Here is a 24,487-nt window from a genome sequence, read left to right as displayed (position 1 = left end):
GGGCGTCGGCGTTGCCGGCGTCTGGGTCGGGATGGTCTGGAGGGCGATGTGATGGCAGCCAAGAAGAAGTGGCTCGATTGCTTCGTGCCTCATCGCCTCGAGATGTTGATGCACCCGACGTGGAACTTGGCCCCGGTGCCACTGCGCCGGATGCTGGAGCGCCTGGAAGTCGAGCACCTACGGCATGGCGGCTATAAGAACGGCGAACTCTTCGTGTCGTTCAACCAGTTCGTCGCGGCTTCCATATCCCGTCGCAAGATCACAGCAACGCAGGACCTAGGCGAGGCGTTGGGCCTGATGGAGGTAATCAGGTCAACCGAGACATCTGGCGACCTCCGGGCCCCCAACTCCTACCGGCTCACCTATGTGCCGGCCATCAACAGCAAGGCGCCGACGGATGAGTGGAAGGCGGTGTCGTCGGACAGAGCGGGGAAACTGGTCGAGGCATACTTCGAGATAGAGCGCAGGCGGGTCACGACCGCGCTGAAGGAGGTCGCATGAAAAACGCGTCCCCAGTGCCCATTCCCGCAAGTTTCGGTGCCCATTCCTCCATTCGAAGAGGGCTCTACGGTGCCCATTCCTCCATTCCGCCTAGTGCCCATAAGGGTACTATCTCTTATATCTCGGGAGGGGTGCGCTCATGACAGCGGTCATCATCCCTTTCCCCACATGCCACCGAGAGGGCCACATCCGCCATGTCGCGGCAGTGCTCCGCCGTAAGCACGGCCGAGAGGCCGACCGGTACTGGCGGCAAACCGTGATGGTCCTTCGCTCGCAGATGCTGCGGGCCCAGGTCGACCAATCCACCGCTGACGAGGAACTGCGCCGGTTTGCCCTTGAGGTCTTTGCGCGTGTTCCACTCCGAGCCAACAATCCGAAAGGTGCGGCATGACTGCATACGTCACCATCGAACCAGGCCAGTGGGCCGTCGTCTTCCCCGATGAGTTCTTCAATCAGCAGAAGAGCTTTTCGGACAACGTCTTCAATCTGATCTACCGCGGCTGCGGTTGGAATTGGGCATCGGATCAGGTGCTGGTGCTCCACCACGTCAGCCGCGTGATGCCGAGAACCTTCGAGGCCGGCGGGCGTTGGCGCGTCTACCGCGAGACCGTGGTCGCTGCTGCCAACACGCGCGAGCAGGCCGAGCACCTGCGCTCGACGCTGCTGGCGATCGGCATAGACGCCGACAACGAAATCGAACGCGAAGTGGCCAAGCTTTCGAAGCCGATTGAGAGGCGCGTGCGGACTGCCGCGCTGAAGAAGCTCGAAGCTGCACTTCCCCACATCTTCGGAGTTGCACCATGACAGACCTGACGAACAGTCTGGCCGACCTCGCGGAGCGGATCAAAGAGAGCCACGCAGCGTTTCTCGCGGCCCAGCGCATGACTGCGGACAAAGCACTCGAAACCGGCCGTCTGCTTTGCCGGGCGAAGGATGAATGCAAGCACGGCGAATGGTTGCCGCTCCTGGATCGAGCTGGTGTAGGCGAGAGGTGGGCCCAACACCTTATGAAGATCGCACGGGCCGGCATCAAATCCGAAACCGTGACGGCTTTGGGCGGTATCAAGGCGACGTTGAAGGTCCTCGCCGACTTTCGTCTGCCCACGCACGATGAGGTGCTCGTGGTCTCGGTCGACAATTTCGACCAAGCGTCGAATGAACCGATGGCCATTCTCTGGCCGTCCTCCGACCATCGGGGCTTTTACCATTTTGCATCGATCGATAGCCGAGACGACGGGGTTGAGGTCCATTTTCTTGGCAAGCCTACAAGGGCGGCGCCGATCCTGATGTCCAACGGCGAATTCGTCAGTGGTGTCTGGCTTGCTATCGAGCAGTTCGCAAAGGGCAAGTTCGCGACGTTCGATATGCAGATCGTGCCTGCCGACGTCGCCGCAGAATACCAAGAGCTGGTGCAGGAGGCGATGGCAGCATGACGTCGTGGGAGATCGAGGTGAGAAAGAACGGCGAGGTCTATTTGCTGGTCGCCGCGGACTCGCTCCGGAAGTGCGCTCGCTTCCTTGTCCGATACCTGTTCGAGCGGAGGAAAAGAGCATGAGCCCGATCGAACAGGTTGCACGGGCAATCTACGCGGAGCGGTACCTCACCGAGATCGCGTTCGGCGCAATGCCAACTTGGGAGGATGCCCAGGGAAGCGACAAGACGAACACATTCGACGAAGCCCGTGCTGCCATCGAAGCTATGAGCCCAGCGACCGACACCATGAAGGTTGCCGGCGGCCTCAAATGCGAAGCGATCATGTTCGAAGGCGAAGGCAGCGGCGTCATTTTCAACGACATGGGTGAGGTATTCGCCGCCATGATAACCGCCGCCCTCGATGAGCCGATGCAGGGAACCACCGTATGACCAGCTATGTGATCGACCCAACAGCGCCCCTGCCCAAGCGGTGGCGCGACGAGCGCGGCCCAATCCGGATCATGGGTGGACCGCACGATGGTTACGTGCTGGCCCGCCGGCCTGGTTGCATGCCGTTCGTGCTGTCAGTCAAGCAGTTGCTCAACGCCGAGAAGCATCCGCATCTCGGGCCCTTTGAAGTAGAGGCCAAAACCGGTTCGCAGCAAGAACTGGTTTCCAGTGCGGTGCCGGCAAGGAACCACACTGGCAAGGCTGTGCCTCCTGGCCTCGTCATCTACTGCGACGGTGCCTGCGAGCCGAACCCCGGCGTCGGCGGTTGGGCTTTCGTCGTCTACCGCGACGGCGCCGAGATCCACTCTGAGCATGGTGGTGAGCGTCGGACCACGAACAACGTGATGGAGATGACCGGCGCCCTCATGGCTCTGCGCTGGTTTGCCGATCGACAGGTCGTCGAGCCCGTTCGGCTGCTTTGCGACAGCCAGTATGTGGTCAAAGGCTGCAACGAATGGCGTGCTGGCTGGAAGCTCAAGGGCTGGCGGCGCGGTGTCGAGAAGGAACTTGCCAACGCCGATCTGTGGCGAGAGCTTGACCAAGCGCTGACGCTCGTGCCGATCACCTTGGAGTGGGTGAAGGGGCATGCCGGCATCGTCGGGAACGAGCGCGCGGACGAGCTAAGCCTGATGGGGCGGGAAAGCGTCCTGGCCGAGCCGGCATCCATGAGGCTGATCCGTGAACAACTCGACTATTCGGCTCGAGGTGGCATTTGAGCAGGCCGAAGGGCAAACTCGACGCCCTGCTTGATGGGCTGGGGATCAAGCTCGTGCCGGTTTACCGCCGCCGCGCAGCCGCGCAGAGCCACGCCCGCGGCACCATGCACGAAATCCGCAACCAGTACGGCGACGGGCACCTGATCTTCGTCCTTCGCTGCATCAAGCAAACGCGGAACAACCGGGATGAGCTTTGGTCGGAAACCATCGGGGCAATCTCCGACATTCTCGTCCAGCGCCAGGATTGGGCCATGGAACGGGCAGGGGACTTGCTCACCGCCTTCGACACCATTCCTCTCGGCCCGTTGCGTGGCGAGGCCGTGAAACTCCGCCCATGGCCTGTCCGGGCCACCCTTCGAACGCTGATTTACAAACGCCTGGAGGCCATTCTTGACGAACCGGAGCATCGCCTTGCCGTCTGATCTCTCCTACGAGGCAGCAACCATCGCCGACGCCAGCATCGTCGTGAAGGCCCGACTTATCGAAGCGGCCGACACGATGGCGCATATGGACGTGGGGCGATTGAAGCCCTCGGCAATCCGCTCGTTCTGGCCGCAGGCGCCAGGGGAGACCGTCGGCGGCCACGATGTGGGCTATGGCATCAACGGCGACCGCGTGCGGTATCGCCCCTCGGCTGCTGCCATATCCCGTGCCGAAGAGGTCAGCTATGGTTGGATGCTCGACTTCGTTGAAGACGATGAGCGCCGAGTGATCCTCGGCAAGTGGGCGATGTGCCTTGCGGCGCCTCAATTGGCGGGCTCGTTTCGCGAGTTCTGCAAGAAAACTGGCCGCGTTCGTAGGACGGCGGAGCGGCGGATAGACCAGCAAACGCAAGCTATCGCCGCCGCGATCCTTAGAAAAGCCCGATCGTTACAGGCACCTAACTGGTCGAGGGTGTCGCCACTTCTGCCAAATCAGGGTAGGTCTTTCGATAAGCTGGCGATGGTCACGAACTGGATGGCGCCCGGCGCGAAGCCGACCCATCGAACCGATTTGCTGGAGCCGCTGCCGGACATACCCGGGAGGATCTGATGGCAATACCATGCGCCTTCGGGGGCATCAGCAGGTGGCGGCCGAGCACCGCCACCTTTTTCAATGTGTGATCAGGCGTGGCTAGGTCGAGACGGTCCGCTCAACGGAGGCATCTCGCAGTCTTGGACCAAGATATCCTTTTTGCGAGCAAAGGCTGTGAAGACACCTCTGGCTGTCTCCGCGTCGACGTCTCCGCACAATGCGGCTTTGCACGCTCTGATAGCGGCTCGCTGCTCCGGACTGTTGCCGCACCATTCCATCGCGAACTGGTAGGCGTCGGCGACGGTGTTGAGTTGACGAGGAAAGCCGAGTCCGACCCAAACACGGATAGGTTTCTCGAACGGTTGCCCGAACATAGGAAGGCCCTCCGATCAAGCGCCGAGGCCGCTGGCGCCAGTCTTGCCTCCTACCATCCACGGCAGTGGCACACTGACCTCTTCGAGAATGTTGGCCGATTTGGCGAAACTGCAGAATGCCTGCCTCGCCGCGTGCAAAGGATAGTTGCTATCAAAAGCACGCTGACAGGCGCAGAGAGCTGTCTCGTAAATAGTGCCGCGCCTGTGCTTCGGCCATTCGTAGAGAAATTCGAGGGCATCCTCCAAACAGGCTATCTCCTCGATTAGGCTGTTTCCGGATTTCACGAAAACAGGGCTGTCGAACATCCGATCGCTCATCGGTTCCTCCAAGTCGAACGAAAGTTTGCGTTTTTGAGTAGGCCAATGCCGACAGCGGCAAAGGCCTGCAGTCGATATGTGTCGGCAAATTTCTGGGTTCAAGAGCAGCTCTGCTGAAAGTCATCGACGGCACGAAAGACTCGCGCCTCAGAGCCACCAGCCTGAACGATGCAGCGCAAAAATCGCCCCCACTTCTCTGAACTTCTGGATCAAAGCGTCCGTTAAGCGGGTGGGGTGATTGTCTTTAAGATCAGAGGTCGCCAGTCGCGCGGTAGAGACGGGCAGTGTGCCGGGCAACGGTAGCGCCTTTCCCCGGAAGTCGTCGGGTGGACACGGCGCATCACCCCTGCCATCTGGATGGATGGTTCAGGGGCGAGTTTCAAGTCGGAGTAGAATATACGCCGCGCGATTGAGGTTACGAAACGGGCTTTAGGCGTTTAGCACTTAGATACATGAGCGCTGCCGCTGCCGTGGTCCTCACCCATCCGGCTGCTTCAGCATTATCCAGAAGCTTGTCTAGATGAGCTGCGAGAGCGTCCTGGCAATCACCGTCATAGTCCACCGACAGGGGCTGATGTTGCGGGGATCTGACGTCTTCCTTACTCATATTCTGGTCACCTCGTTGTTTCGCTCCGACCAGTTTCTCATTTTTCGCGACGTCATCGTCAAGAGACCATGTTGACCCGACCCGGCGAGAGGATCAACACATGCCGGACTATCCAATGGCGAAGAATGCGCAGCAGCGTTGAGGCTCAAGACTACCGAAAGTGGTACGGCCTCAAGGCATGGCAGGCAGCCCGCAAGGCTCAACTCGCCAAGCAGCCACTATGCGAGCGCTGTCGGGCAATCGGCAGGGTTACGGAGGCCACTGTCGTCAACCATCGCCAGCAGCATAAAGGCAGCTGGTCACTGTTCATCAGCCCGGCCAACCATGAAAGCGCCTGCGCCCCTCACCACGATAGACTCATCCAGAAAGAGGAAGCCCGCGGGTATGGAATAGGGAGTGACGCGGACGGCAGACCGACCGACCCGTGCCACCCTTGGAACATCGGCTAATAGTCGTCGGTGTGCTCAGGCATGTCTTTCAGCTGATCTTTGGTCCAAGTCGTGACAGCGTGAACATCGCCGTCCTCGTCGCGCATGAAATCGAGCTGGCTGATAGGAACGGCAACCGGCTTGGCGCCGATGCCGAGGAAGCCGCCGACGTCGATGATGACCTGAGCAGAGCTTCCCATTCCGTGAACATGTGAGACCGAGCCGATGTCCTCATCGTCGGGCCCATAGATGGTGGCGCCCTCCAGTACATCGGGAGTGAGTTCTGCCTCGGTGAGGCGGACGTGGGTAGTGTGGTCCATTGCTGGTCTCCTCGCTGGGTTAGATGGGCGTAACAGATCAAACCACCGATCCGTTCCACCTAGCCGGGTAACGAGGGAAAACGTGATCGCGCATTCGCGATTGGCGTGCCCCGGCACCTCCCTGAACTTCCGGATCAAAAGGGCATCAGTTAAGTGGGCGGGGTGATCGAGCCAGTACCAAAGCCGCGATCGGCGGCGAGCATAGGTTTCTGTCAGGGAGGTCAGCCCGGTAACGCCAGCCTCAAAAGATGGAGGTCGCAGATCCAGCATCGGGACAGTTCACCGGGAACCATCTCCAATCGCAGGGGTTCGGATTAGTGACGCCGAAGCTGCAGGAGAAAGCCATGGCCAAAATCATTCCCAGTTGGAAAGCCCGCCAGGGGCAGCGCGGCTACCAAGTGCTACTGGTTCTTGTGGGAGCGCTCCTACTGATTTTCTGGAGCGCGAAGGCAACGACCCGAACCGTCACGCGCTCCAGCATGGGGCCTGCCGTGGTCGCCCTGCGGCAGGCCTTTTGAACCTGCCCGTCGAGTTCTTGAAGTGGCGGATTAAGTGTTGGCCTTGCGCGTCTTCTTCGCCGGCAGCGCTGCAACTGGCTTGCGACCGAGGCCCAGCTTCTTCGCCAATTCGGAGCGCTTAGCCGCGTAGGCCGAAGCGACCATCGGATAATCGGCAGGAAGCGACCACTTAGCGCGATACTCTTCAGGGGTCAGACCAGCAACCGCCAGGTGTCGCTTGAGCGTCCGGTACTGTTTACCGTCTTCCAGGCTGATCAGGTATTCCGGGGTGATGGTCTTCTTTATCGGCATGTGGGGCTTGAGCGGCTCTTCGACGCCGCTGTCGGGGTGCTCAGGCTGCTAATGCTGGCGTGAATCTGGGCGATCAGCCCAGGAAGCTCTGCAGGGGGTACGGGGTTGTTGGAAACATAGGCCGCGACTAGATCAGCAGTTAGCTCAACAAGCTGGTTGGTCGGCTCTGGCAATAGTTCGGTCATAAGCTTACTCCAACAAAATGACTTCGTAGAACGTATTCTCTCATGCGGTTGAGATTGCAATAGCCCGTCCTTGGGGGCTTCGCTATCGCAAGATTTGGCGATTGACACGAGCAGTGGAACCTCGACGCTTTTCCCGAGTTCTGCATATGCACACAACGTGGCTTTTGTCCTTAGGCTCCGTTGATCCCGAAACTGAGGCCCTTGCCTGCGAACACGCGGCGGGCCTCTTTTTTTATTGTGGTATCAAGTCTTCGGTCACGGTCACGTGGCGCAGCTTTTTCCTCACCGCGTAGACGCTTGGTCATGACCTTCAAGACAGGCTGCACTGGCACGGTCATGCTAAGCTGCTCCGGCCCGGCGAAGCTTTTTGTTGGCGCAAACAAAAACCCCGGCGCGAGGCCGGGGCTTGAGAAGTTCAGGCGGGCCGCCGTTCAGAACTTGTAGGCCACACCGAGAAGCACGTCGTGCGTTTTGACGTCGTACTCGTGCGTGTGTGAGCCTTCAAAGGCAAACTCGTCTTTGCCGAAATCCGAATACAGGTACTGGCCTCTGACAATCAGATTGTCCGTCACCGCCCACTCGACGCCGGCGCCAACGGAATAGCCGGTCATTGTCTTCTTGGCGATATCGTCGCCATCACCATCATGATCGGCTTCAAAACTGGCGATGGCTACACCGGCAGTCAGGTAGGGCATGAAGCGGTCAATCGCATAGCCAACCCGACCGCGGATGGATCCACCCAGTTCCTGGCTTAGAGGAAGCGTGAAATCGTCTTCCGGTTCAGCGGTTCTGAAGTTCAGATCGCCCTCGACGCCCAAGACCACATTGCTGAACTGGAAGTTGTAGCCCGCGTATAGGGCTCCAGCGAAGCCGCCGTCGCGACGATCGAAATAGCCGTTTTCCAATTCATCGTAATTGATAGACGCCCAGCCAATCGCGCCACCGACATAGACGCCGGACCAGTTGTAGGCTGCCGCGCCAGGCTCAACCACCACGTTGTCTGCAGCGTTCGCTGCGGTGGAGATTGCCAGCGTAGCGATGGCAGTCACGAGAATCTTTTTCATTGAAGCACCCCAATCCATAAGCCCGGCGCAATATACGAACTTTTCGGTTGAGGGAAAGTGGATGCTATACATAAGGTTGCAACTGGCATCTCTACTGTAACTTTGTTGCAACATGTTAGTTTGCATGAATATAATGCTGATGCCGCGCCAAACGACGTACTTCTTGCCCTCGGCCTTGTGCTCGTAGCACGGCACTCTGGGCTTCGCCGTCTAGCAAGCGCCGCACTGGTTCTGTCCTTTCTGCTGCCGACATGTTCGTAAAAGTGCTCGACGCCCTGTGCGATGCGGTGGATTGTTCGTCGCTCATTGCCCGTAGGTTAGCACTATGCGCCTTAGCAAAACTTCGTGAGCTGTCCTTCTCAAGGTTCTTCCACGCAGCCATTCTCAAGAACTATTTGCACTCCGCGGAGATCATCCGAGGTAACAAATCTCGATGATGTTCGCGGCGTCCGATAACCCATCCAACGATGGATGGTTTTTGTATCGACAGCTTGTTCCACTAACCGAGCTTCGCAGCAGTAACGGAGACCGGACGGCGAAATCGGGCTGCCAATCCCGGCGTCAATCTGCGACCGTCGCCAGGCTGCCCGAAGCCCTTTCAATCTGACTGCCGAAAATGGTCCTTGAGGAAGAGACGACCGGAATGTCAGTGCCTTTGAAGCACGCTGCGTAAGCGGGATCGTTCGCCCGTAGCCGGTTGAGGACCAAAATGTCACGTGCCGGTGGGTAATGTCAGACCATCTTAGTGCAAGGGCTTCCTGCATCGTCGAACCAGTATCAGCAAGAAAGGTGATAAGCCGATGTGATTCGCGGTCACTGGCTTCCAGCGCAGCGAGAGCTCGATTAATTTGATCGTTGCTGAGTAGAGTCGGTGCTTTTGTAATTTCCGGCAGTCGGTCTACCCTGGGGCTTTCTGGTATATAGCCCGCGTCAAAAGCCCCTTTTATCAACTTGCGGAAGAAGGACAGTTTCCGGTTGATCGTGGGATCTGAATTACCGGCGTTTCGATATCGGGTGACTGTTTCGTCAATGGACAGCGCAGTCGCGACGATTCCGCAGCGCCCAGCGAGCCTGTCCAACTCGTTGATCGCAAGCTCAGCATTGTAACGGTGTGCAGCGTTGGGCCATAAACGGAACTTGAGCACGTCCAATACCGCTACCAAGTCATCGTCTAGCAATGATCGGGCCTCCCGTGATCGAGTTTCTAGCATAGGAGAGTGTGTTGAACGGTGATGCCCCCCAACGTCCCCAGAAATTCAAAAAAGAGGACATGGCAGGCCTCATAGCTGCTGAGGTCGAGCAACTGCTTGCGCGTCTGGATCCCGACCTAAAGCGTCCCGCTATCATTAGCGCGGCGAAGTTAGCAGGAGTTGCAGCAACTTCTTATGTTTTCCTATCGCTGAAAAGGCAGGCGGCGCTCACGACGGATCTCAACGATGTGGCAGATAAGCTCGACAGTTTCATCGCAGAGATAGCAGGGGTGACGAGACAGGAACTTCTCGCGCAGCGGGCTGCGGACGGAGGCACTACCAAGCCGAGCAAGTCACCCACGCCCATCCCAAATCCGCTTTCTGTGGTTGCCTTGCACGACTGGGTCGGGCCATCAGCCGGCCCCACATTCTTGGAGGAAAATTATGGTATTCCTCGTTCTACCCTGCACCGCTGGCAAAGACGGAATGAAGCAATTGCGCTTCTCGCGGGCGGTAAGAGGCACGTGTTTCCTCTGGCCCAGTTTGTAGATGGCCGACCAGCAAACGGGATCGCGGATGTGAGCGGGGTGATCGGCCATTCTAGACTGACTTGGTATTGGCTAAGCAGGCCGTGTGACGAGCTTGACGGTTATTTGCCAATTGATCTTCTAAAAATGGACCGTGTGCAGGATGTTGTTCAGGCGGCGCGGGCTTATGCGAAAACCGTGCGGCTACCGGAAAACGACCCGAGGTAGCTGGCGTCGGGTGCTGGCCGACGGCACATCATCGTTCCAGAACCCGTACACATGCCTCCAAGTCGGTATCGGCATACTGCGCGTAGCGCATCGTCATTGTTAGCGATCGATGACCTAGCCACTTTTGGACGGTACGCAAGTCGACGCCGCCTTTGACAAGCCGTACCGCGCACGTGTGTCTTAAGACGTTGGGAACGAGGTTCGCTTCGAAGATCCCGGCGTCCTGCTTGGCGCTTTTCCAGGCGGCTCGATAGTCCTGGAGCCTTACCGATACGTAAGGTCCGTCAGCGTTCTCGCGCTGCCCAGCCATGGCACGCGCTGCCCGTTTAGTCAGTGGTATCGTCCGCCTTATCGTTGTCTTTCGCTGCTCGAACGTCACGCTTTGTTCGCCTACTGACGCCCACTTGAGCGCTGTGGCCTCGCCGATGCGGGCGCCGGTGTCTAGGAGAAAGACTGACAGACTGAAATACAGTTCCGATTGAGTGCGGAGGGCAGCAAACAAAGCTGTTTCCTCTTTCCCGTCCAGAAATCGGACTGGCGGAAGCCCTTCCCGCTGTGCGCGAGCCTTAGACAGGTTGTGGAAATCAGCCATGGATCATCCACCAAATCGGCGGAGAAGAAACTGCGCCATTTAAGCACAAACGAAGACGGCCCGCGATCCAAGGACCGCGGGCCGTCTGTCTAAGTCAGCCTTTCAGCCGATTAGAACGAGGCGTCGAGACGGAGGAAGCCGTTGAACGAGCCGTCTTCGAAGCTGTCGCCGTCGTCGTAGTTGACGGCGAGCTTGGCGTTCAGGTTCTCAACGATCGTGTAGTCGATGACCGCACCAACCGTCCAGTCGTCGTTGCCGACGTCAACCGTGGTGTTGCTCGGGAAATCGCCGAAGTGCGAGTCAGCAAAGTACTGGCCGCCGAAGCCGATACGCAGCTTCTCGTTGACCTGGTACTTCAGGTAACCGCCGACCGACCACTCGTAGCCTTCGTAGAAGTCGGCCAGACCGAACCAAGTGGCGCCCGACTCGTAAGCTGCGAGCAGCTCGACGGTCAGAGCATCGGTCGCCTTGACGCGAGCGATACCCTTGAGGGCGAATTCCGAGAAACGATCGTCATAGCCGGCGAACAGGTCGACCGAACCCCAGCCCTGCGACACCGAAACCTTGCCGGTGATGAGCGGGATGTAGTCGAAGTTGTTGTCTTCCTCTTCCAGGCCGAGCGACACTGCGATGCCGTTGCCGGCGTCGAAGGTGTAACGGATCTGGTTGATGAAGTCGCCGCCGCCGGCGTCGAACTCGCCGCCCAGGTCGCCGTCGAACAGGGTGTCGTTACGACCGACCATCAGGCCGCCCAGCTCGAAGAAGGCATAACGGACCTTCGAGGTCGTGGAGTCGCCTTCGTAGCCGATCGGATCGCCATCGACGTCACGAAGCGTCGAGCCGCCATCGTTTGCGTATTCGAGTTCGATGAAGCGGCGGAACGTGCCGTATTCGGTTTCCGAACGGGCGTCGAGATTCACGCGAGCCTTGGTGGTCTTGATCCAGCCGTCATCGCCGGTCGTCTCGGCCCAGCCGATCTCGTAACGAACGAGGCCGCCGACCTTGAGGCAGGTCTCGGTGCCGGGGATGTAGTAGAAGCCCGCGCCGTAAACGTCGCAGATGCGGACGTATTCCATGGGTTCCGGCTCAGCGACGACGACAGCGTCGGCCGCACGAGCGCCGGAGACTGCGAGCAGAGCCGCAGCGGAGCCGAGAAGAAGGCTCTTAATGTTCATTTTCTGACCTCCAGTCAAAAGTTTCAAAAGAGGGTCTGGGTATTTTTTGCTGAAGGACAGCGTTCCCTGCCCCATCCCCGTTTGAAAAAGATGCGCACCGCGCTCCCTCTTCGACCCCGACATTACTGATGAGCCGATGCGGTTCAACAACCAACGTGCCAAACGTACACGCCAAATCGCGCTATCCAATTACCGTGTGGCAGAAAAGCCACGATTTGAGGGGGCGCATTAGAACTCTGTTAATACTCGGGGTGCCGAAAGCCGGGTTGGCACGATGGCGCGCCTCAAAAAGAGAAGTTTGCATGCTGATTTGATTCTCTAGGCTTGCCGCTAGGTAGCGCGGCCATAGTTAGACATTTTAGGAAGTTCTAAAGGAGTAGGAAGTTCTAAAAGAGGAGGCGATGAAGCACCATAGCATCGAGCAACTGCAAGCCTTGCAGCAATTGGGTTGTAGACGCGCATCCGAGCATCCAGACGGCTTCAGCGTTTGGCCTCTCCGAGTCTCGCATCCGCGCGCAATGAACTCCTTGGTCGTGGAGCCTAAATGATTGTGCATCCACTCGGCCATCGCGACCTCCTCGCGAAGGTTCTGTTGGCAGACTTGGACAACTGCCATTTCACCACACGTTTCCGCGGCAGCGCTCAACATGGTGTAGGAAGCGATCTCCACATGTTCGAAGCTGTAGCTCGCCAGAAAGTCTCATCCAAGTGGATGCGAATTCTGTCACGCAGTTCGGAATAGTTTTCGATGCGATCGAGCAAGCCCGACAACATTGTTTCGGCTTGTTAGTCCATGGCATGGACATCCCGAAGCCATTGGATCAACCATTCTCTAGACGTGTTCATCGTGATCTCCTCACCATTCCAATGGGCCTACTCCTTGGGAATGAACTGGTCTCGACGCAGCCGGTTCCAATGAGGGAGAAAGGTGATGTTGGCCTCGGTCGTCCGATCCAGTAGCCAGCGCCAAAGGGAACGATGCGGGGGATGACCGGTTTCTCCATCTATAGGCAACGAGGAGCACGCGAGATGGCCGGACCGAAGAAACCTATTCCAGACGATGATATGCCCAATCCGCTGCCGTCACCGCAGCCCAGGCCGGACGAAGAACCGAACCCTGACCGATTACCGGAGGAGTTGCCGGATCCGAACCCGGATGAAGTTCGCGTGCCCCCAATGCGCGCGGCGACGCCCCCACGCCCGGTGCCTGATCCGCTGCCACCGACGCCGCCTGGACCAGCGCCGGATCCGGGGCCAGAGCCAGATCCCATTCCAACCAGATAGATCCCGTCAACATCCGGCTCGTGCAGTGCCCTCCAATTGCAAGATGTTTTTTACCTGGACACCCGCACCGGTGGGTAGGGGTTCCTCATCGCGATATTGTTGTCGGCGACCTGCCACTTCTTCAGACGTGCACACGTGCCTCCGCCCGCCCCATGTTGCGTTTCATGTCGCGTGTAGTAGCCGAGTGTGAGTGAAAACCGTTGGAAATCACGGGAACTCAGTCGCAACATGACGCGACATGATGTCGGCAAATTTGCCGCAATAGTGTGGGTTTAAGTTGCTGATTTTGTTTAGGAAAGAGGTGGTGCCCAGACGCGGATTCGAACCACGGACACGCGGATTTTCAATCCGCTGCTCTACCAACTGAGCTATCTGGGCCTAGTTCCGGGATCGGGCAAGGAGCCTTGATCCGGATGCCTTGAGTGGTGCGCTGCACCCTTGAAAGCGGGTGGGTTATAGCACGAGATTTGCCTCTGTCCAGCGCCTGGGATGTCTTTTTCTGCAAAGAAATCACAGGCCGTCGCGGAAGCCGAAATGGGGCGTCAGCTTCGTTCGCCGGCTTCGCTGCTGCTGGTCGAATCTTCTTCCTCGTCGTCGCGAACGGGAATGGCATAGGAGCCCGAGAGCCAGCGGTTGAGATCGACCGCCTTGCAGCGCGGCGAGCAAAAGGGGTAGCTCTCGCGCGCCGACGGCTTGCCGCATTCGGGGCAGGGCTTCCTGGCGCGCAAGGGCGTCACGATATCGGCGGGCTTGTTCGTCATGCGCGCGCCCCGGCCTGCCAGTTGAGCTGGACCTGGTAGCCTTCGCCCGAAAGCAGCGACGTCGTCTCGTAGAGCGGCAGGCCCACGACATTGGTGTAGGAGCCGACGAGTTTGACCACGAAGGTGCCGGCAAGCCCCTGGATGCCATAGCCGCCGGCCTTGCCGCGCCATTCGCCCGAGGCGAGGTAATTTTCCATGTCCTGCTTCGACAGGCGCTTGAAGCGCACGCGCGTCTCGACCAGGCGCTGGCGCAGCTTGCCCGCAGGCGTCACCAATGCAAGCCCGGTATAGACGCGGTGCGAGCGGCCCGACAGGAGCTGCAGGCAATGCAGCGCCTCGTCCGACGTCTCCGCCTTCGGCAGGATGCGCCGCCCGACCGAGACCACCGTGTCGGCGGCAAGGATGAAGCCCGAAACGGGCTCGGGTTCCTTGGCCAGCACTTCGTGCGCCTTCTGCGCCTTGGTCACCGACAGTCGCTTGGCAAGCGAGCGCGGGTGTTCGGCGCGCATCGGCCGTTCGTCGACATCGGCTGGAAACAGCCGGTCGGGCTCGATGCCTGCCTGCTGCAACAGCTCGACACGGCGGGGCGAACCCGAGGCAAGCACAAGCTTTTGCAGATCGCTCAATCCAAGATCCTGTAGGCTGAGGCCGGCCGACGCGCTCGAGGCAGCAGACGGTCTACTTGAAGCGGTAGGTGATGCGGCCCTTGGTCAGGTCGTAGGGCGTCATTTCTACGAGGACCTTGTCGCCGGTCAGAACGCGAATGCGATTCTTGCGCATGCGGCCGGCGGTGTGGGCGATGATTTCGTGTTCGTTTTCGAGCTTGACCCGGAACATCGCATTCGGCAACAATTCCGTTACGACGCCCGGAAACTCGAGGACTTCTTCCTTCGGCATTCGGTACCTTTGGTTTGGATGACTTGCCCGGCGTCCCGGCCGGAATTTGCGCGGAACCTATATGATAATCCGCGCTTTGTGAACACGCTTAATCGGCGTCGATTTTCTGTGCGTCTACCGCAAATCTTTCGACCATTCTTGCCTTCAGCCGTTCGCGCACGTCCCTGTAGGCACTCATGATCTGATCGCGCGTACCGGTCGCTGCCGTCGGGTCGGGGGTCGGCCAGTACTCGACGTCGACGGCCATCGACCGGGTGAGTTCGAGGGCGGCGTGATGCGCTTCCGGCGCAAGCGTGACGATCAGGTCGAAATAATCGTCCTCCAGATCGTCGATGGTCCGCGGCTGGTGCTCGTCCAGTGCCATGTTTTCTTCGGCCAGCACGGCATCGACGAAGGGGTCGCGGTCGCCGGCACGCACGCCTGCCGAGGTGACGAAGATCGACGGCGACAGGCTGTGGCGGGCAATCGCTTCGGCCATCGGCGAGCGGACCGAATTCATTCGGCACATGAACAGGATGGAGCGCGGAGAGGTTGCGTTTCCCGCCATATGTCATCCGCGCCAGTGCAGAACGCAGATCAGCGTGAAGAGGCGGCGGGCGGTGTCGAAGTCGATCTCGATCTTGCCGGAGAGACGATCGAGCAGGGTCTGCGAACCCTCGTTGTGCAGGCCGCGCCGGCCCATGTCGATCGCCTCGATCTGGCTCGGCGTCGAAGAGCGGATCGCCTCGTAATAGCTTTCGCAGATCATGAAGTAGTCCTTCACGATACGGCGGAACGGCGTCAGCGACAGGATGTGGGTGACCACAGCCTCTCCGTGCTCGCGCGAAATGGCGAATACCAGCCGCGCGTCGACCAGCGACAGCTTGAGCCGATATGGGCCATGGCCGTCGTCGTTCATCGGATGGAACGAGTTTTCCTCGATCAGGTCGAAGATCGCGACAGCGCGTTCATGCTCGACGTCGGGCGTGGAACGGCCGATCGATTCGTCGAGTTCGACGTCGACCAGGCGGGAGCGTGCGTGGCCTTTGTCGGACATGGCCGCCTACATGTTCAATCTGATGGCGACGGAGCGCGCATGTGCGTCGAGCCCCTCCGCCTTGGCCAGTGCGATCGCCGCCGGCGCCAGCGCCCTGAGCTGATCGGGGCCGAGCTTCAGGATCGAGCTGCGCTTGACGAAGTCGAGCACCGAAAGCCCGGAGGAAAAGCGCGCCGAGCGGGCCGTAGGCAACACGTGGTTGGAGCCGCCGACATAGTCGCCGATGACTTCGGGCGTATGCTTGCCGACGAAGATCGCCCCGGCGTTGCGGATGCGTGGCAGCAGGGCTTCCGGGTCGGCGACCGCGAGCTCGAGGTGCTCGGCGGCGATGCGGTTGACAAGCGGCAGGGCCGCATCGAAGTCGTCGACCAGGATGACCGCGCCGAAATCGCGCCAGCTGGCTGCTGCCGTCTCGGCGCGGGGCAGGAGCTTGATCTGGCGTTCGACTGCCTCCTCGACCTGCTTGCCGAAGGCGGCATCGTCGGTGATCAGGATCGACTGCGCCGACACGTCATGCTCGGCCTGGGCCAGCAGATCGGCGGCGAGCCAGTCAGGGTCGTTGTCGCTGTCGGCGACGATCAGCACCTCCGAGGGGCCTGCGATCATGTCGATGCCGACGGTGCCGAACACCTGGCGCTTGGCGGCGGCGACATAGGCATTGCCGGGCCCGACGATCTTGGCCACCGGGGGGATCGTCCCGGTGCCATAAGCAAGGGCTGCCACCGCCTGTGCGCCGCCGACGCGGTAGATTTCGGACACGCCGGCGAGATCGGCGGCAACCAGCACCAGCGGGTTGATGACGCCGCTGGTGGCGGGCACCACGATGACGATGCGCTCGACGCCGGCGACCTGTGCCGGCACCGCATTCATCAGCACCGAGCTCGGATAGCTCGCCGTGCCGCCGGGCACATAGAGCCCGACTGCCTCGACCGCCGTCCAGCGCGAGCCGAGTTCGACGCCGATCGGGTCGACGTAGCGGTCGTCCTTGGGCATCTGGCGGGCATGGTGCGAGCGGATGCGATCGCGGGCGAAACGCAGCGCCTCGACCGTCGCGGGATCGGCGTCCTTGTAGGCCTGGTCGATATCGGCGCGGGTCACCGCGATGCCGAGCGTCGTCAGGTCGGCCCGGTCGAACTTCCGGGTGTAGTCGATCAGCGCCGCGTCGCCGCGCGCGCGCACGTCGTCGATGATGGCGCGCACCGTGGCCTCGACGTCGGGCGATACTTCGCGCTTGGTCGTCAGGAACGCTGCGAAGCGCGTCTCGAAGTCTGCATCGGATTGGCGAAGGGTGATGGCCATCGAGAATGCTCAGGTCTTGTGGATGGGGCGCGACGAGGCCTGCCAGGCGGCCCCGGTGTCGGTCAATCGGGCTTCGATGACCTCGACCTCGAGCCGGATCGCGGCGTCGCCGGAAAACAGCAGTTCGATCTCGCCGGCGGGATCCTCGCCTTGCGCGAAACCGATCGCCAGAAGCTCCAGCACCTCGTCTTTCTTGGTGCGCGAAATGCCGAAAAGCTTGACCGACAGCACGCGGTCGAAATGCAGGATCGAGCGCCGGCGCTCATATTTGGGCCGGAAGAAACCGGTCTTGGTTTCCCAGGCAAAACGGTTCATCGCCAGCGCAAAACGCTTGGCCGGTGCATCGAAGGCGAGGTCGCCGACCTTGACCACGGCATCCTGCACATGGGCCGAGACGATCTCCAGATCCTCTTCGTCGAGGGCGACTAGCTTGAGCTGGTTCATGTCCGGTCGGCTGCCTGTGCGGAATGTAATGCTTCCGGCTTTGTTAGGCGGTCTTGATGCAGCGCGCAACCGCAAGGGGGAGTAGGGAGGAGGGAGGAGGGAGTAGGGAGTAGGGAGTAGGGAGTAGGGGAGCAGCTTTCCTGTTCCCTTACTCCCTTATTCCCCTATTCCCTTCATTCAGCCGCTGATCCGCTCGATGACGGCGCCGCAGCGCGACAGCTTTTCTTCCAGCCGCTCGAAACCGCGGTCGAGGTGGTAGACGCGGTTGACCACCGTCTCGCCTTCGGCGGCGAGGCCGGCGATGACCAGCGACACCGAGGCGCGCAGGTCGGTCGCCATGACAGGCGCGCCCTTGAGCTTGGAGACGCCTTCGACGATCGCCGTCTGGCCCGACAGCGTGATGTGGGCGCCGAGGCGTGCGAGTTCCTGCACGTGCATGAAGCGGTTCTCGAAGATCGTCTCGGTGATCTTCGACTTGCCCTTCGACATCGTCATCAGGCCCATGAACTGCGCCTGGAGGTCGGTGGGGAAACCCGGGAAGGGCTCGGTTGTGACGTCGACCGGCGAGATGCCAGAGCCGTTACGCATGACGCGGACGCCGGAGTTGGTCTGGATGATCTCGGCGCCGGTGCGCGAGACGACATCGAGCGCACCCTGCAACAGGTCGGCACGCGCGCCTTCGAGCAGCACGTCGCCGCCGGTCATCGCCACCGCCATGGCATAGGTGCCGGTCTCGATGCGGTCGGGGATGACGCGGTGGCGCGCGCCCGACAGCGAATCGACGCCCTCGATGGTGATGGTCGAGGTGCCGGCGCCGGTGATCCTGGCGCCCATGGCGTTGAGGCATTCGGCGAGATTGACGACCTCGGGCTCGCGGGCGGCGTTTTCGAGCACCGTTTCGCCGCGGGCGAGTGTCGCCGCCATCATCAGCACATGCGTGGCGCCGACCGAAATCTTGGGGAACACATAGCGGTTGCCGATCAGCCTGTTCTTGGCCTTGGCGACGACATAGCCGTTATCGACGTCGATGTCGGCTCCGAGCGCCTGCAAGCCTTCGATGAACAGGTCGACCGGCCGCGTGCCGATGGCGCAGCCGCCGGGCAGCGAGACCTTGGCCTCGCCCATGCGGGCGAGCAGCGGGCCGACGACCCAGAAGCTGGCACGCATCTTGGAGACCAGCTCATAGGGAGCGGTGGTGTCGACGATGTTGCGCGCGCTGAAGCTGATGGTGCGCGAATAGCCTTCGCTCTGGCGTTCGCGGCGGCCGCTGACCGTATAGTCGACGCCGTGGTTGCCCAGGATGCGGATCAACTGCTCGACATCGGCCAGGTGCGGCACGTTCTCCAGCGTCAGCGTATCGTCGGTGAGCAGCGAGGCGATCATCAGCGGAAGGGCTGCGTTTTTCGCGCCCGAGATCGGGATGGTTCCGGTCAGCTCGTTGCCGCCGACAATTCTGATGCGATCCATTGGCCGTCGTTTCTCCGGGGGATCCCGGTTCTGGCGAGAAATTTTCTTGCCGCCGTCTAGACCATCGCGCCACCCGGTTCAAGAATCAGGGTTTTGCGGGTCCATGCGCCAAGCGCCTGCCGTGGCCGGTCAGGCTTTCTCGGGTTTCTCTGTCTCTCCCTCGGCCGCGGCAAGGCCTTCCGGCCTCGTATCGGCTTCGCCGGTACGGCGCGAGCGCGCCTGCGCCTTGCGCTTCATCAGGTTGGCGCGCAACTCGGCCGCGAGCCGCGCCTTGCGCGCGTCTGCACCGCTTGAGGGCATTTTTGGTTTCGACGACATGTGGTGGTCCCCGCTTGCCGATCGTTCATAACCGCTTGGCAACGGAAATGGCCAGTTTTGTGGCGTAATGGCGTCTGTGGAAAATCAGTGTCGATTTGCAGCAACTGATAACTTGCGCTCCCCCGATTCATGTGTCAAAAGCCGCCCCGTCCACGGATGCTGCCGTAGCTCAGTGGTAGAGCACTCCCTTGGTAAGGGAGAGGTCGAGAGTTCAATCCTCTCTGGCAGCACCATTTTTTCCCCAGATTTCGAAAAGTTGGGCCCTGCAAGGGCTTGAGGGCGACGCGGTTGCGCGCGGCGAGTCACGGGTTCTTCAATTGTCCTGCGGCTAGCCTGAAGTCGAACATCGCTGGCCGCCCAGGACCCAAGCCCCGCCAAGGAGAGGCTTCGCGAACCGGAGGCCCGGGCTTCATCGCCAACCCGGTGGAATGGGAGCTGGCGCTTGATGATGGGGATGGACGTGGCCGGCTGCTGCACGCGAACAGTCATCTTGCAGGAAGCGGAACCGTCGCAGGCGCGCCGTGCGACATGCTGACGCGAAGGTGAGGTCCAGGCGTCGATACAATGAAAACTATTGCTGCCTTGCTATTGTTCGAATCCATTCGTGCGTGATACTGCGCATTGTCTAATTTAGTTGGTTTGGTATGAAAAAAGTAATTATTGCATTTTCTTCGCTCGTCATTGCGACAACAGCTTCTGCCGCCGCTGATATACAGGGTACTGCTGAGACGACGCCGGTTGCATCTTGGTTCGGCTACGTCGAAGGGGCGTATGCCTTCCGCACCAACAGCCACAATCGGCAGTTCGACGGCGCTGGTTATCTTGACGCGAGAACCGGAGCAGGTGGTTCCGGCGCTGCAAAACTGGGTTACCGTTTTGCCGATAGTTGGGATGTCGCAGCCGGGCTCCGCTATTTGGAGCAGTCCGCCGGCAGGCGCAACGACGATCCATACGACTGGCAGTTCACCGGCGGTCGGTACTGGAATTTTGACGTTGAAGCCGGCTACAATATTGAGCACGACGATTGGTCGCTGCGCCCATTCGCTGGCCTGCGCTACCAGAACTATAGCGCGGATTTCACCGATCATATCTTGTTGCCAATTTTTGTCGCTTCGTCCAGGTCTTGGGGCATTGGCCCAAGACTGGGCTTCGACGTCGCGAGGCCTGTAGGAGAACAACTGAGCTTCTTTGCATCTGCAGATGCCTCAGTCCTGTTCGGTCGGATCAACGCTGACAGGCACTATGGAGCACCAGCCGAGTTTTCCGAAGACCGCACGTTTGCGACTGTTGGCGCGAAGGGCGGCCTCGCCTGGGAGTTCGCGCCTGGTGCCAAGCTTGGTGCTGGATATCAGCTCGAATACCTGTCGGCTGTCGGCTACAAGACGTTTCAGGATGCGCCTCTTCCTGAACCAAGCGGGCGCGCCAGCCAGTTGATCCATGGCCCGTTCATGCGGCTGTCGCTGAACTACTGAGCGGGAAGGCGTCTGCCGGCGACGTCCTGATTGCGGTAGAATCGCTGAAGGCGGTCCGCTGGGCCGCCTTTTTTGCTCACAACTGTGATTCGATCGGCAGATAGCTGATCACTTTGGCCACCAGGCGGCGGCGCAGGCTGGCCTGCGGTTCGTGCTTCAGCTTGCGCGGTCCGTTGGCGGTGTGGTCGGTCCAGCTCAGCTTGTCGCCATGCAGCGACAGCCTGAAGCTGCTGCGTGGCGAAATCTGCGCCTCGATCACCGCCTCGACCTCGCTTGCCAGTTCCTCCTGCCTGAACAGGACGCCCATCTCGGTGTTGAGGGAGGCCGATCGTGGGTCGAAGTTGAAGGAGCCGACGAAGCCTGCCTGCCCGTCGGCGATGAATGCCTTGGTGTGCAGGCTGGCGCCCTTGGAGCCGAACAGCGACATGTCGGTGCGCTCGTCGTCCGGCTTGAGTTCGTAGATGTCGATGCCGTTTTCGAGCAGCGGCTTGCGGTAGCGGACATAGGCGCCATGGACCGCCGCAACGTCGGTTGCCGCCAGCGAATTGGTCAGCACGGTCACCGCAACCCCGTTCTCGGCCAAGGTCGTCAGTTCCTGCGTTCCCGCTTCTCCGGGGATGAAATAGGGCGAGACGATACGCAATTCCCGCCTTGCCGACTTCAGCACCGGCCTGATCGCCGTCATCAGCCAGTTGTCCTGGCCCGCGCCCATGGCCTTTTCCGGCGGGTCCGACGCGACAGCGGCTTCGCTGGTCCAGCGCAGCCGACCCATGCCCGAGGACGACCATGCCCCGCTCTCCTGCGCGACGCGATGGATGTAGGGTTCCGCAAGGCCTGTGGTGGCCGTGCGTTCCAGTCGCGCCCTGAGCGCCGGCAGGTCGCCCTTGGCCATGCCGGTGACATGGCGGATCGGCAGCACCGCCTCGCTGTTCCAGAAACCGTCGAAGATCGCTTCCGTCTGCTCGACCGCGGGGCCGGCGAGCAAAAGATCCATGTCGCGGAAATTGGCCTCCTCCGAGGCATCGAAATAGGCGTCGCCGATATTACGGCCGCCGACGATCGCCAGCCTGCCGTCGGCGATCCATGCCTTGTTGTGCATGCGCCGGGTCGTCCGCACTGCCCGCAGCACGAGTTCCAGCCCGCGTTGCAGGCCGAAGGCCCGCGCCCAGCTCGGATTGAACAGCCGGACCTCGATGTTGGGGTGGCTGTCGAGCGCGATGTAGTTGGGGTCGTAGCCCCGGGCGTTGATGTCGTCGAGGATCAGCCGCACGCGCACCCCGCGGTCGGCAGCGCCGAGGATTTCGCGGGCGAGCAGTCCGCCGGTGAGGTCGTCCTTCCAGTAGTAATATTGCAGGTCGAGGCTGCGCTGCGCGTGGCGGGCGGTATAGGCCCTGACGGCAAAGGCGTGGAGATTGGAGGAAAGCAGCGCCAGCCCGCTCTGGCCCGGATGATCGGCCAGGAGCGGCGCCACCAGCGCATCGAATTGGGTCTCGCTTTCCGCCGTCGGCAGCGCCTGGGAGGGGGTCCCCCGCGCGCGCTTGGCGAAACGGCCAAAAGCATAGACCGCGAGCAGCGACGCGATGACCAGCGTCCCCGCCACTGCGACAATGATGGCAATGAGTTTCATGCGTATTGCGGTCCGCCGGCTGGGATGGGAACCATAGCCTCGCGACAGCATTTCGGTGGAGAGCCATCGTGACGCATGTGGAAAACCTCGAACACCTCGACCATATAGGTTACAGTTGGCACGAACGCCTGCCGCAACTGAACACGAATTTCCCAGAGATTCCAGACGAGTGATGGCTAGCACGCAAGGCTTGGAGATTTCCGATAGGGCAGGTGCCGGGCACCAGCCTTCGGCACAGCACCAGCAGGACGCGTTTTCGATCGCCGCAACCGGCACCCACAGCGAAATCGTCGTTGCCTCCTACAACGTTCACAAATGCGTCGGGCTGGATCGCCGTTTCGATCCGCAGCGCACGATGGCGGTGATTTCCGAGATCGGCGCCGACGTCATTGCGCTGCAGGAAGCCGACCAGCGCTTCGGCGACCGTGCCGGGCTGCTCGACCTCGATGCGGTCGCGCGCGAGACCGGGCTGGTGCCGGTTCCCCTTGCGGGCCGGCGCAAGAGCCATGGCTGGCACGGCAATGTCGTGCTGTTTCGCAAGGGCTCGGTCAGTTCAGCGCGGCAGATCGTGCTGCCCGGCGCCGAGCCGCGTGGCGCCGTCATCGTCGATCTTGAGCTCGAAGCGGGTCCGCTGCGCATCATTGCAGCGCATTTCGGCCTGCTGCGCCATTCGCGCAAGCTCCAGGCCGGCACGCTTTTGACCGCCGCCGAGCTGCACAGCGAAAAACCAACGATTCTTGTCGGCGACCTCAACGAATGGCGCCTGGGCAAGCGCTCGTCGCTGCGCAGCCTGGAACCGGCCTTTGGGCCGATGCACGCCATCGTTCCGAGCTTTCCCTCGCGCTTTCCGGTATTGGCGCTCGACCGCGTCATGGCCAGGCCGCACAATCTGCTCACAGAGATCGAGGCGCACGACACCGCATTGGCGCGCATCGCCTCGGATCATCTGCCGATCAGGGCCGTGATCCGGCTGAATGCCAAGCGCAATGGGCTGGCTGAAGCCGCCTGATCACTGGACGACGAAGAAGTCGCTGATCCTTGCCGCCATCTCCCTGAGCAGCGGCAGGATCTCCGCTTCCATCTCGGCCGGCGTGTGGCGTGTGGACTGCGTCGAGATGTTGATCGCGGCGACGATCACGCCCGATCGGTCGCGCAAGGGGACGGCGATCGAGCGCAGCCCGATCTCCAGTTCCTCGTCGACGATGGCGTGGCCGTCCGTTCGCACCCTGCCGATGATGTCAGCAAGTTTCGCCCGGTCGGTCACGGTCTTCGGCGTCCGCTGGACGATCGCGGCACGGGCGAGGAAGCCCTCGAGGTCGGCATCCGTCAGCCCCGACAGCAGCACGCGGCCCATTGCAGTGCAGAAGGCGGGCAAATGCGCACCGACCTGCAGGTCGACGCCGATGATGCGCGGTCCCGGCACGCGCGCGACATAGACCATGTCCTCGCCCGACAGGGTCGCCGCCGAACAAGACTCATGCAGCTTTGCCGCCGTCTCCTTCATGAAGGGCTCGGCGAAAGTCCACAGCGGCACGCCGTGCAGCCAGATGCGCGCCTGCGTCAGCAGCCGGGGCGACAGCGAAAAGTTCCGGCCCGATTGCACCGCATAGCCTGTCGCCACCAAGGTCAGCAGGAAGCGCCGCGCGCCGGCGCGGGTGAGGCCCGCTTTTTCGGCCGTTTCGGTCAGCGTCAGGCCTGCCGCATTGGCGGCCAGGATCTCCATCACCGACAGTCCGCGCTCCAGCGAGGTGACGTGGTCGCGTGCGGTGTCGTCGTCGCGCATGGCGGCCTTTCTCCGAAATATCTGCTGCGGCAGAGCCTGGTCATTGACTCCAGCGCCATCTTGCCTCAGAAATGTATCGCATAGAAAACAAATGTTCGCAATACGAACTTTTGAGCGAACTTTGGACA

General features: G+C 60.9%; 31 protein-coding genes, 2 tRNA genes and 1 pseudogene. 13 read left to right on the top strand and 21 right to left on the bottom strand.

The features are described from left to right. Nucleotides 1-51: 51 nt before the first annotated feature. From GGQ99_RS24920 to GGQ99_RS24890, 8 genes are all read left to right on the top strand, one after another. Nucleotides 52-501, top strand: a complete 450-nt coding sequence (locus GGQ99_RS24920; RefSeq protein WP_183264625.1) for a hypothetical protein — start codon at nt 52-54, stop codon at nt 499-501. Nucleotides 502-640: 139 nt separating this feature from the next. Beyond that, nucleotides 641-892 carry a DUF6074 family protein gene (locus GGQ99_RS26460; protein ID WP_425486859.1) on the top strand — a complete coding sequence of 84 codons (252 nt, stop codon included), beginning with the start codon at nt 641-643 and terminating at the stop codon, nt 890-892. Next, on the top strand, nt 889-1,305 hold the full coding sequence (locus tag GGQ99_RS24915; protein ID WP_183264624.1) for a hypothetical protein: 417 nt from the start codon (nt 889-891) through the stop codon (nt 1,303-1,305). The genes GGQ99_RS26460 and GGQ99_RS24915 overlap by 4 nt, the downstream gene beginning before the upstream one ends. Continuing rightward, nucleotides 1,302-1,934: a DUF3102 domain-containing protein gene (locus GGQ99_RS24910; RefSeq protein ID WP_183264623.1), complete on the top strand. Its 633-nt coding sequence runs from the start codon at nt 1,302-1,304 to the stop codon at nt 1,932-1,934. Before GGQ99_RS24915 ends, GGQ99_RS24910 begins: the two co-directional genes overlap by 4 nt. Nucleotides 1,935-2,052: 118 nt before the next feature. Next, complete coding sequence (locus tag GGQ99_RS24905) at nt 2,053-2,364, top strand: hypothetical protein (RefSeq protein ID WP_183264622.1); 312 nt, start codon at nt 2,053-2,055, stop codon at nt 2,362-2,364. Next, the gene (locus tag GGQ99_RS24900) at nt 2,361-3,140 is read left to right on the top strand and encodes a ribonuclease H family protein (protein ID WP_246389738.1); all 780 of its coding nucleotides are present in this window, start codon (nt 2,361-2,363) and stop codon (nt 3,138-3,140) included. Before GGQ99_RS24905 ends, GGQ99_RS24900 begins: the two co-directional genes overlap by 4 nt. Next, complete coding sequence (locus GGQ99_RS24895; protein ID WP_183264621.1) at nt 3,137-3,562, top strand: hypothetical protein; 426 nt, start codon at nt 3,137-3,139, stop codon at nt 3,560-3,562. Before GGQ99_RS24900 ends, GGQ99_RS24895 begins: the two co-directional genes overlap by 4 nt. Beyond that, nucleotides 3,531-4,172, top strand: a complete 642-nt coding sequence (locus tag GGQ99_RS24890) for a hypothetical protein (protein ID WP_183264620.1) — start codon at nt 3,531-3,533, stop codon at nt 4,170-4,172. Before GGQ99_RS24895 ends, GGQ99_RS24890 begins: the two co-directional genes overlap by 32 nt. A gap of 71 nt (nt 4,173-4,243) precedes the next feature. Here the strand turns inward: GGQ99_RS24890 and GGQ99_RS24885 are convergent, their stop codons facing one another. From GGQ99_RS24885 to GGQ99_RS24875, 3 genes are all read right to left on the bottom strand, one after another. Continuing rightward, entirely contained in the window at nt 4,244-4,528 is a 285-nt protein-coding gene (locus GGQ99_RS24885; RefSeq protein ID WP_183264619.1) for a DUF982 domain-containing protein, read from the bottom strand. 15 nt (nt 4,529-4,543) lie between these two features. Further along, complete coding sequence (locus tag GGQ99_RS24880; RefSeq protein WP_183264618.1) at nt 4,544-4,846, bottom strand: DUF982 domain-containing protein; 303 nt, start codon at nt 4,844-4,846, stop codon at nt 4,544-4,546. Nucleotides 4,847-5,898: 1,052 nt separating this feature from the next. After that, complete coding sequence (locus GGQ99_RS24875) at nt 5,899-6,201, bottom strand: PRC-barrel domain-containing protein (RefSeq protein ID WP_183264617.1); 303 nt, start codon at nt 6,199-6,201, stop codon at nt 5,899-5,901. A 344-nt stretch (nt 6,202-6,545) separates the two neighbouring features. Here GGQ99_RS24875 and GGQ99_RS24870 point away from each other — a divergent pair, with 344 nt between their 5' ends. Continuing rightward, a complete protein-coding gene (locus GGQ99_RS24870; RefSeq protein ID WP_183264616.1) occupies nt 6,546-6,719 on the top strand; it encodes a hypothetical protein in 174 nt (57 codons plus the stop codon). A 30-nt stretch (nt 6,720-6,749) separates the two neighbouring features. Here GGQ99_RS24870 and GGQ99_RS24865 read toward each other — a convergent pair. The 3 genes and pseudogenes from GGQ99_RS24865 to GGQ99_RS24855 form a co-directional block, all read right to left on the bottom strand. Then, a pseudogene (locus GGQ99_RS24865) lies at nt 6,750-7,195 on the bottom strand (Ros/MucR family transcriptional regulator). A 431-nt stretch (nt 7,196-7,626) separates the two neighbouring features. Then, nucleotides 7,627-8,259 carry an outer membrane protein gene (locus GGQ99_RS24860; protein WP_183264615.1) on the bottom strand — a complete coding sequence of 211 codons (633 nt, stop codon included), beginning with the start codon at nt 8,257-8,259 and terminating at the stop codon, nt 7,627-7,629. Nucleotides 8,260-8,618: 359 nt separating this feature from the next. After that, nucleotides 8,619-9,437, bottom strand: a complete 819-nt coding sequence (locus tag GGQ99_RS24855) for a tyrosine-type recombinase/integrase (protein ID WP_183264614.1) — start codon at nt 9,435-9,437, stop codon at nt 8,619-8,621. A 44-nt stretch (nt 9,438-9,481) separates the two neighbouring features. Between GGQ99_RS24855 and GGQ99_RS24850 the strand changes: the two genes are divergently transcribed. Beyond that, nucleotides 9,482-10,204: an antitoxin Xre/MbcA/ParS-like domain-containing protein gene (locus GGQ99_RS24850; RefSeq protein ID WP_183264613.1), complete on the top strand. Its 723-nt coding sequence runs from the start codon at nt 9,482-9,484 to the stop codon at nt 10,202-10,204. A gap of 28 nt (nt 10,205-10,232) precedes the next feature. Here GGQ99_RS24850 and GGQ99_RS24845 read toward each other — a convergent pair whose 3' ends face one another. From GGQ99_RS24845 to GGQ99_RS24785, 13 genes are all read right to left on the bottom strand, one after another. Further along, nucleotides 10,233-10,796, bottom strand: coding sequence for a site-specific integrase (locus tag GGQ99_RS24845; RefSeq protein WP_183264612.1), 564 nt, complete (start codon nt 10,794-10,796; stop codon nt 10,233-10,235). 110 nt (nt 10,797-10,906) lie between these two features. After that, nucleotides 10,907-11,971, bottom strand: a complete 1,065-nt coding sequence (locus GGQ99_RS24840; RefSeq protein WP_183264611.1) for a porin — start codon at nt 11,969-11,971, stop codon at nt 10,907-10,909. 358 nt (nt 11,972-12,329) lie between these two features. After that, the gene (locus tag GGQ99_RS26225) at nt 12,330-12,620 is read right to left on the bottom strand and encodes a DUF892 family protein (RefSeq protein WP_246389737.1); all 291 of its coding nucleotides are present in this window, start codon (nt 12,618-12,620) and stop codon (nt 12,330-12,332) included. 937 nt (nt 12,621-13,557) lie between these two features. Next, nucleotides 13,558-13,633, bottom strand: a tRNA-Phe gene (locus GGQ99_RS24830). Nucleotides 13,634-13,797: 164 nt separating this feature from the next. Then, the gene (yacG, locus tag GGQ99_RS24825) at nt 13,798-14,016 is read right to left on the bottom strand and encodes a DNA gyrase inhibitor YacG (protein WP_183264610.1); all 219 of its coding nucleotides are present in this window, start codon (nt 14,014-14,016) and stop codon (nt 13,798-13,800) included. Further along, a complete protein-coding gene (locus GGQ99_RS24820) occupies nt 14,013-14,642 on the bottom strand; it encodes a Maf-like protein (RefSeq protein WP_183264609.1) in 630 nt (209 codons plus the stop codon). Before GGQ99_RS24820 ends, yacG begins: the two co-directional genes overlap by 4 nt. 52 nt (nt 14,643-14,694) lie before the next feature. Continuing rightward, nucleotides 14,695-14,913 carry a translation initiation factor IF-1 gene (gene infA, locus GGQ99_RS24815; protein ID WP_006200926.1) on the bottom strand — a complete coding sequence of 73 codons (219 nt, stop codon included), beginning with the start codon at nt 14,911-14,913 and terminating at the stop codon, nt 14,695-14,697. A gap of 88 nt (nt 14,914-15,001) precedes the next feature. Continuing rightward, nucleotides 15,002-15,460, bottom strand: a complete 459-nt coding sequence (locus tag GGQ99_RS24810; RefSeq protein WP_183264608.1) for an arsenate-mycothiol transferase ArsC — start codon at nt 15,458-15,460, stop codon at nt 15,002-15,004. A 3-nt stretch (nt 15,461-15,463) separates the two neighbouring features. Beyond that, complete coding sequence (locus GGQ99_RS24805; RefSeq protein ID WP_055977880.1) at nt 15,464-15,949, bottom strand: UPF0262 family protein; 486 nt, start codon at nt 15,947-15,949, stop codon at nt 15,464-15,466. Between the two features lie 6 nt (nt 15,950-15,955). Continuing rightward, nucleotides 15,956-17,248: a histidinol dehydrogenase gene (gene hisD / locus GGQ99_RS24800; protein ID WP_183264607.1), complete on the bottom strand. Its 1,293-nt coding sequence runs from the start codon at nt 17,246-17,248 to the stop codon at nt 15,956-15,958. Between the two features lie 9 nt (nt 17,249-17,257). Continuing rightward, nucleotides 17,258-17,692, bottom strand: coding sequence for a DUF2948 family protein (locus GGQ99_RS24795; protein WP_183264606.1), 435 nt, complete (start codon nt 17,690-17,692; stop codon nt 17,258-17,260). A gap of 177 nt (nt 17,693-17,869) precedes the next feature. After that, the gene (gene murA, locus GGQ99_RS24790; RefSeq protein ID WP_108609247.1) at nt 17,870-19,159 is read right to left on the bottom strand and encodes a UDP-N-acetylglucosamine 1-carboxyvinyltransferase; all 1,290 of its coding nucleotides are present in this window, start codon (nt 19,157-19,159) and stop codon (nt 17,870-17,872) included. Nucleotides 19,160-19,288: 129 nt separating this feature from the next. Continuing rightward, nucleotides 19,289-19,477 (bottom strand): hypothetical protein, encoded by a 189-nt coding sequence (locus GGQ99_RS24785; RefSeq protein WP_055977892.1) that lies wholly within the window; start codon nt 19,475-19,477, stop codon nt 19,289-19,291. A 158-nt stretch (nt 19,478-19,635) separates the two neighbouring features. Here GGQ99_RS24785 and GGQ99_RS24780 point away from each other — a divergent pair. After that, nucleotides 19,636-19,710, top strand: a tRNA-Thr gene (locus GGQ99_RS24780). 411 nt (nt 19,711-20,121) lie between these two features. Continuing rightward, the gene (locus GGQ99_RS24775) at nt 20,122-20,949 is read left to right on the top strand and encodes an Lpg1974 family pore-forming outer membrane protein (protein WP_183264605.1); all 828 of its coding nucleotides are present in this window, start codon (nt 20,122-20,124) and stop codon (nt 20,947-20,949) included. 76 nt (nt 20,950-21,025) lie between these two features. Here GGQ99_RS24775 and GGQ99_RS24770 read toward each other — a convergent pair whose 3' ends face one another. Continuing rightward, the gene (locus tag GGQ99_RS24770) at nt 21,026-22,576 is read right to left on the bottom strand and encodes a phospholipase D family protein (protein WP_183264604.1); all 1,551 of its coding nucleotides are present in this window, start codon (nt 22,574-22,576) and stop codon (nt 21,026-21,028) included. 172 nt (nt 22,577-22,748) lie between these two features. Between GGQ99_RS24770 and GGQ99_RS24765 the strand changes: the two genes are divergently transcribed. Then, entirely contained in the window at nt 22,749-23,585 is an 837-nt protein-coding gene (locus GGQ99_RS24765; RefSeq protein ID WP_245439509.1) for an endonuclease/exonuclease/phosphatase family protein, read from the top strand. On the opposite strand, the gene GGQ99_RS24760 is transcribed toward GGQ99_RS24765, so the two are convergent. Beyond that, nucleotides 23,586-24,359, bottom strand: a complete 774-nt coding sequence (locus tag GGQ99_RS24760; protein ID WP_183264603.1) for an IclR family transcriptional regulator domain-containing protein — start codon at nt 24,357-24,359, stop codon at nt 23,586-23,588. It abuts the gene before it with no gap. Between the last annotated feature and the right edge of the window lie 128 nt (nt 24,360-24,487).

The sequence above is a fragment of the Aminobacter niigataensis genome, from assembly GCF_014200015.1.
GTDB classification, from domain to species: Bacteria; Pseudomonadota; Alphaproteobacteria; order Rhizobiales; family Rhizobiaceae; genus Aminobacter; species Aminobacter niigataensis.
Note: the sequence above shows the minus strand (reverse complement) of the source record. Positions and strands in the feature narration are given on the sequence as shown.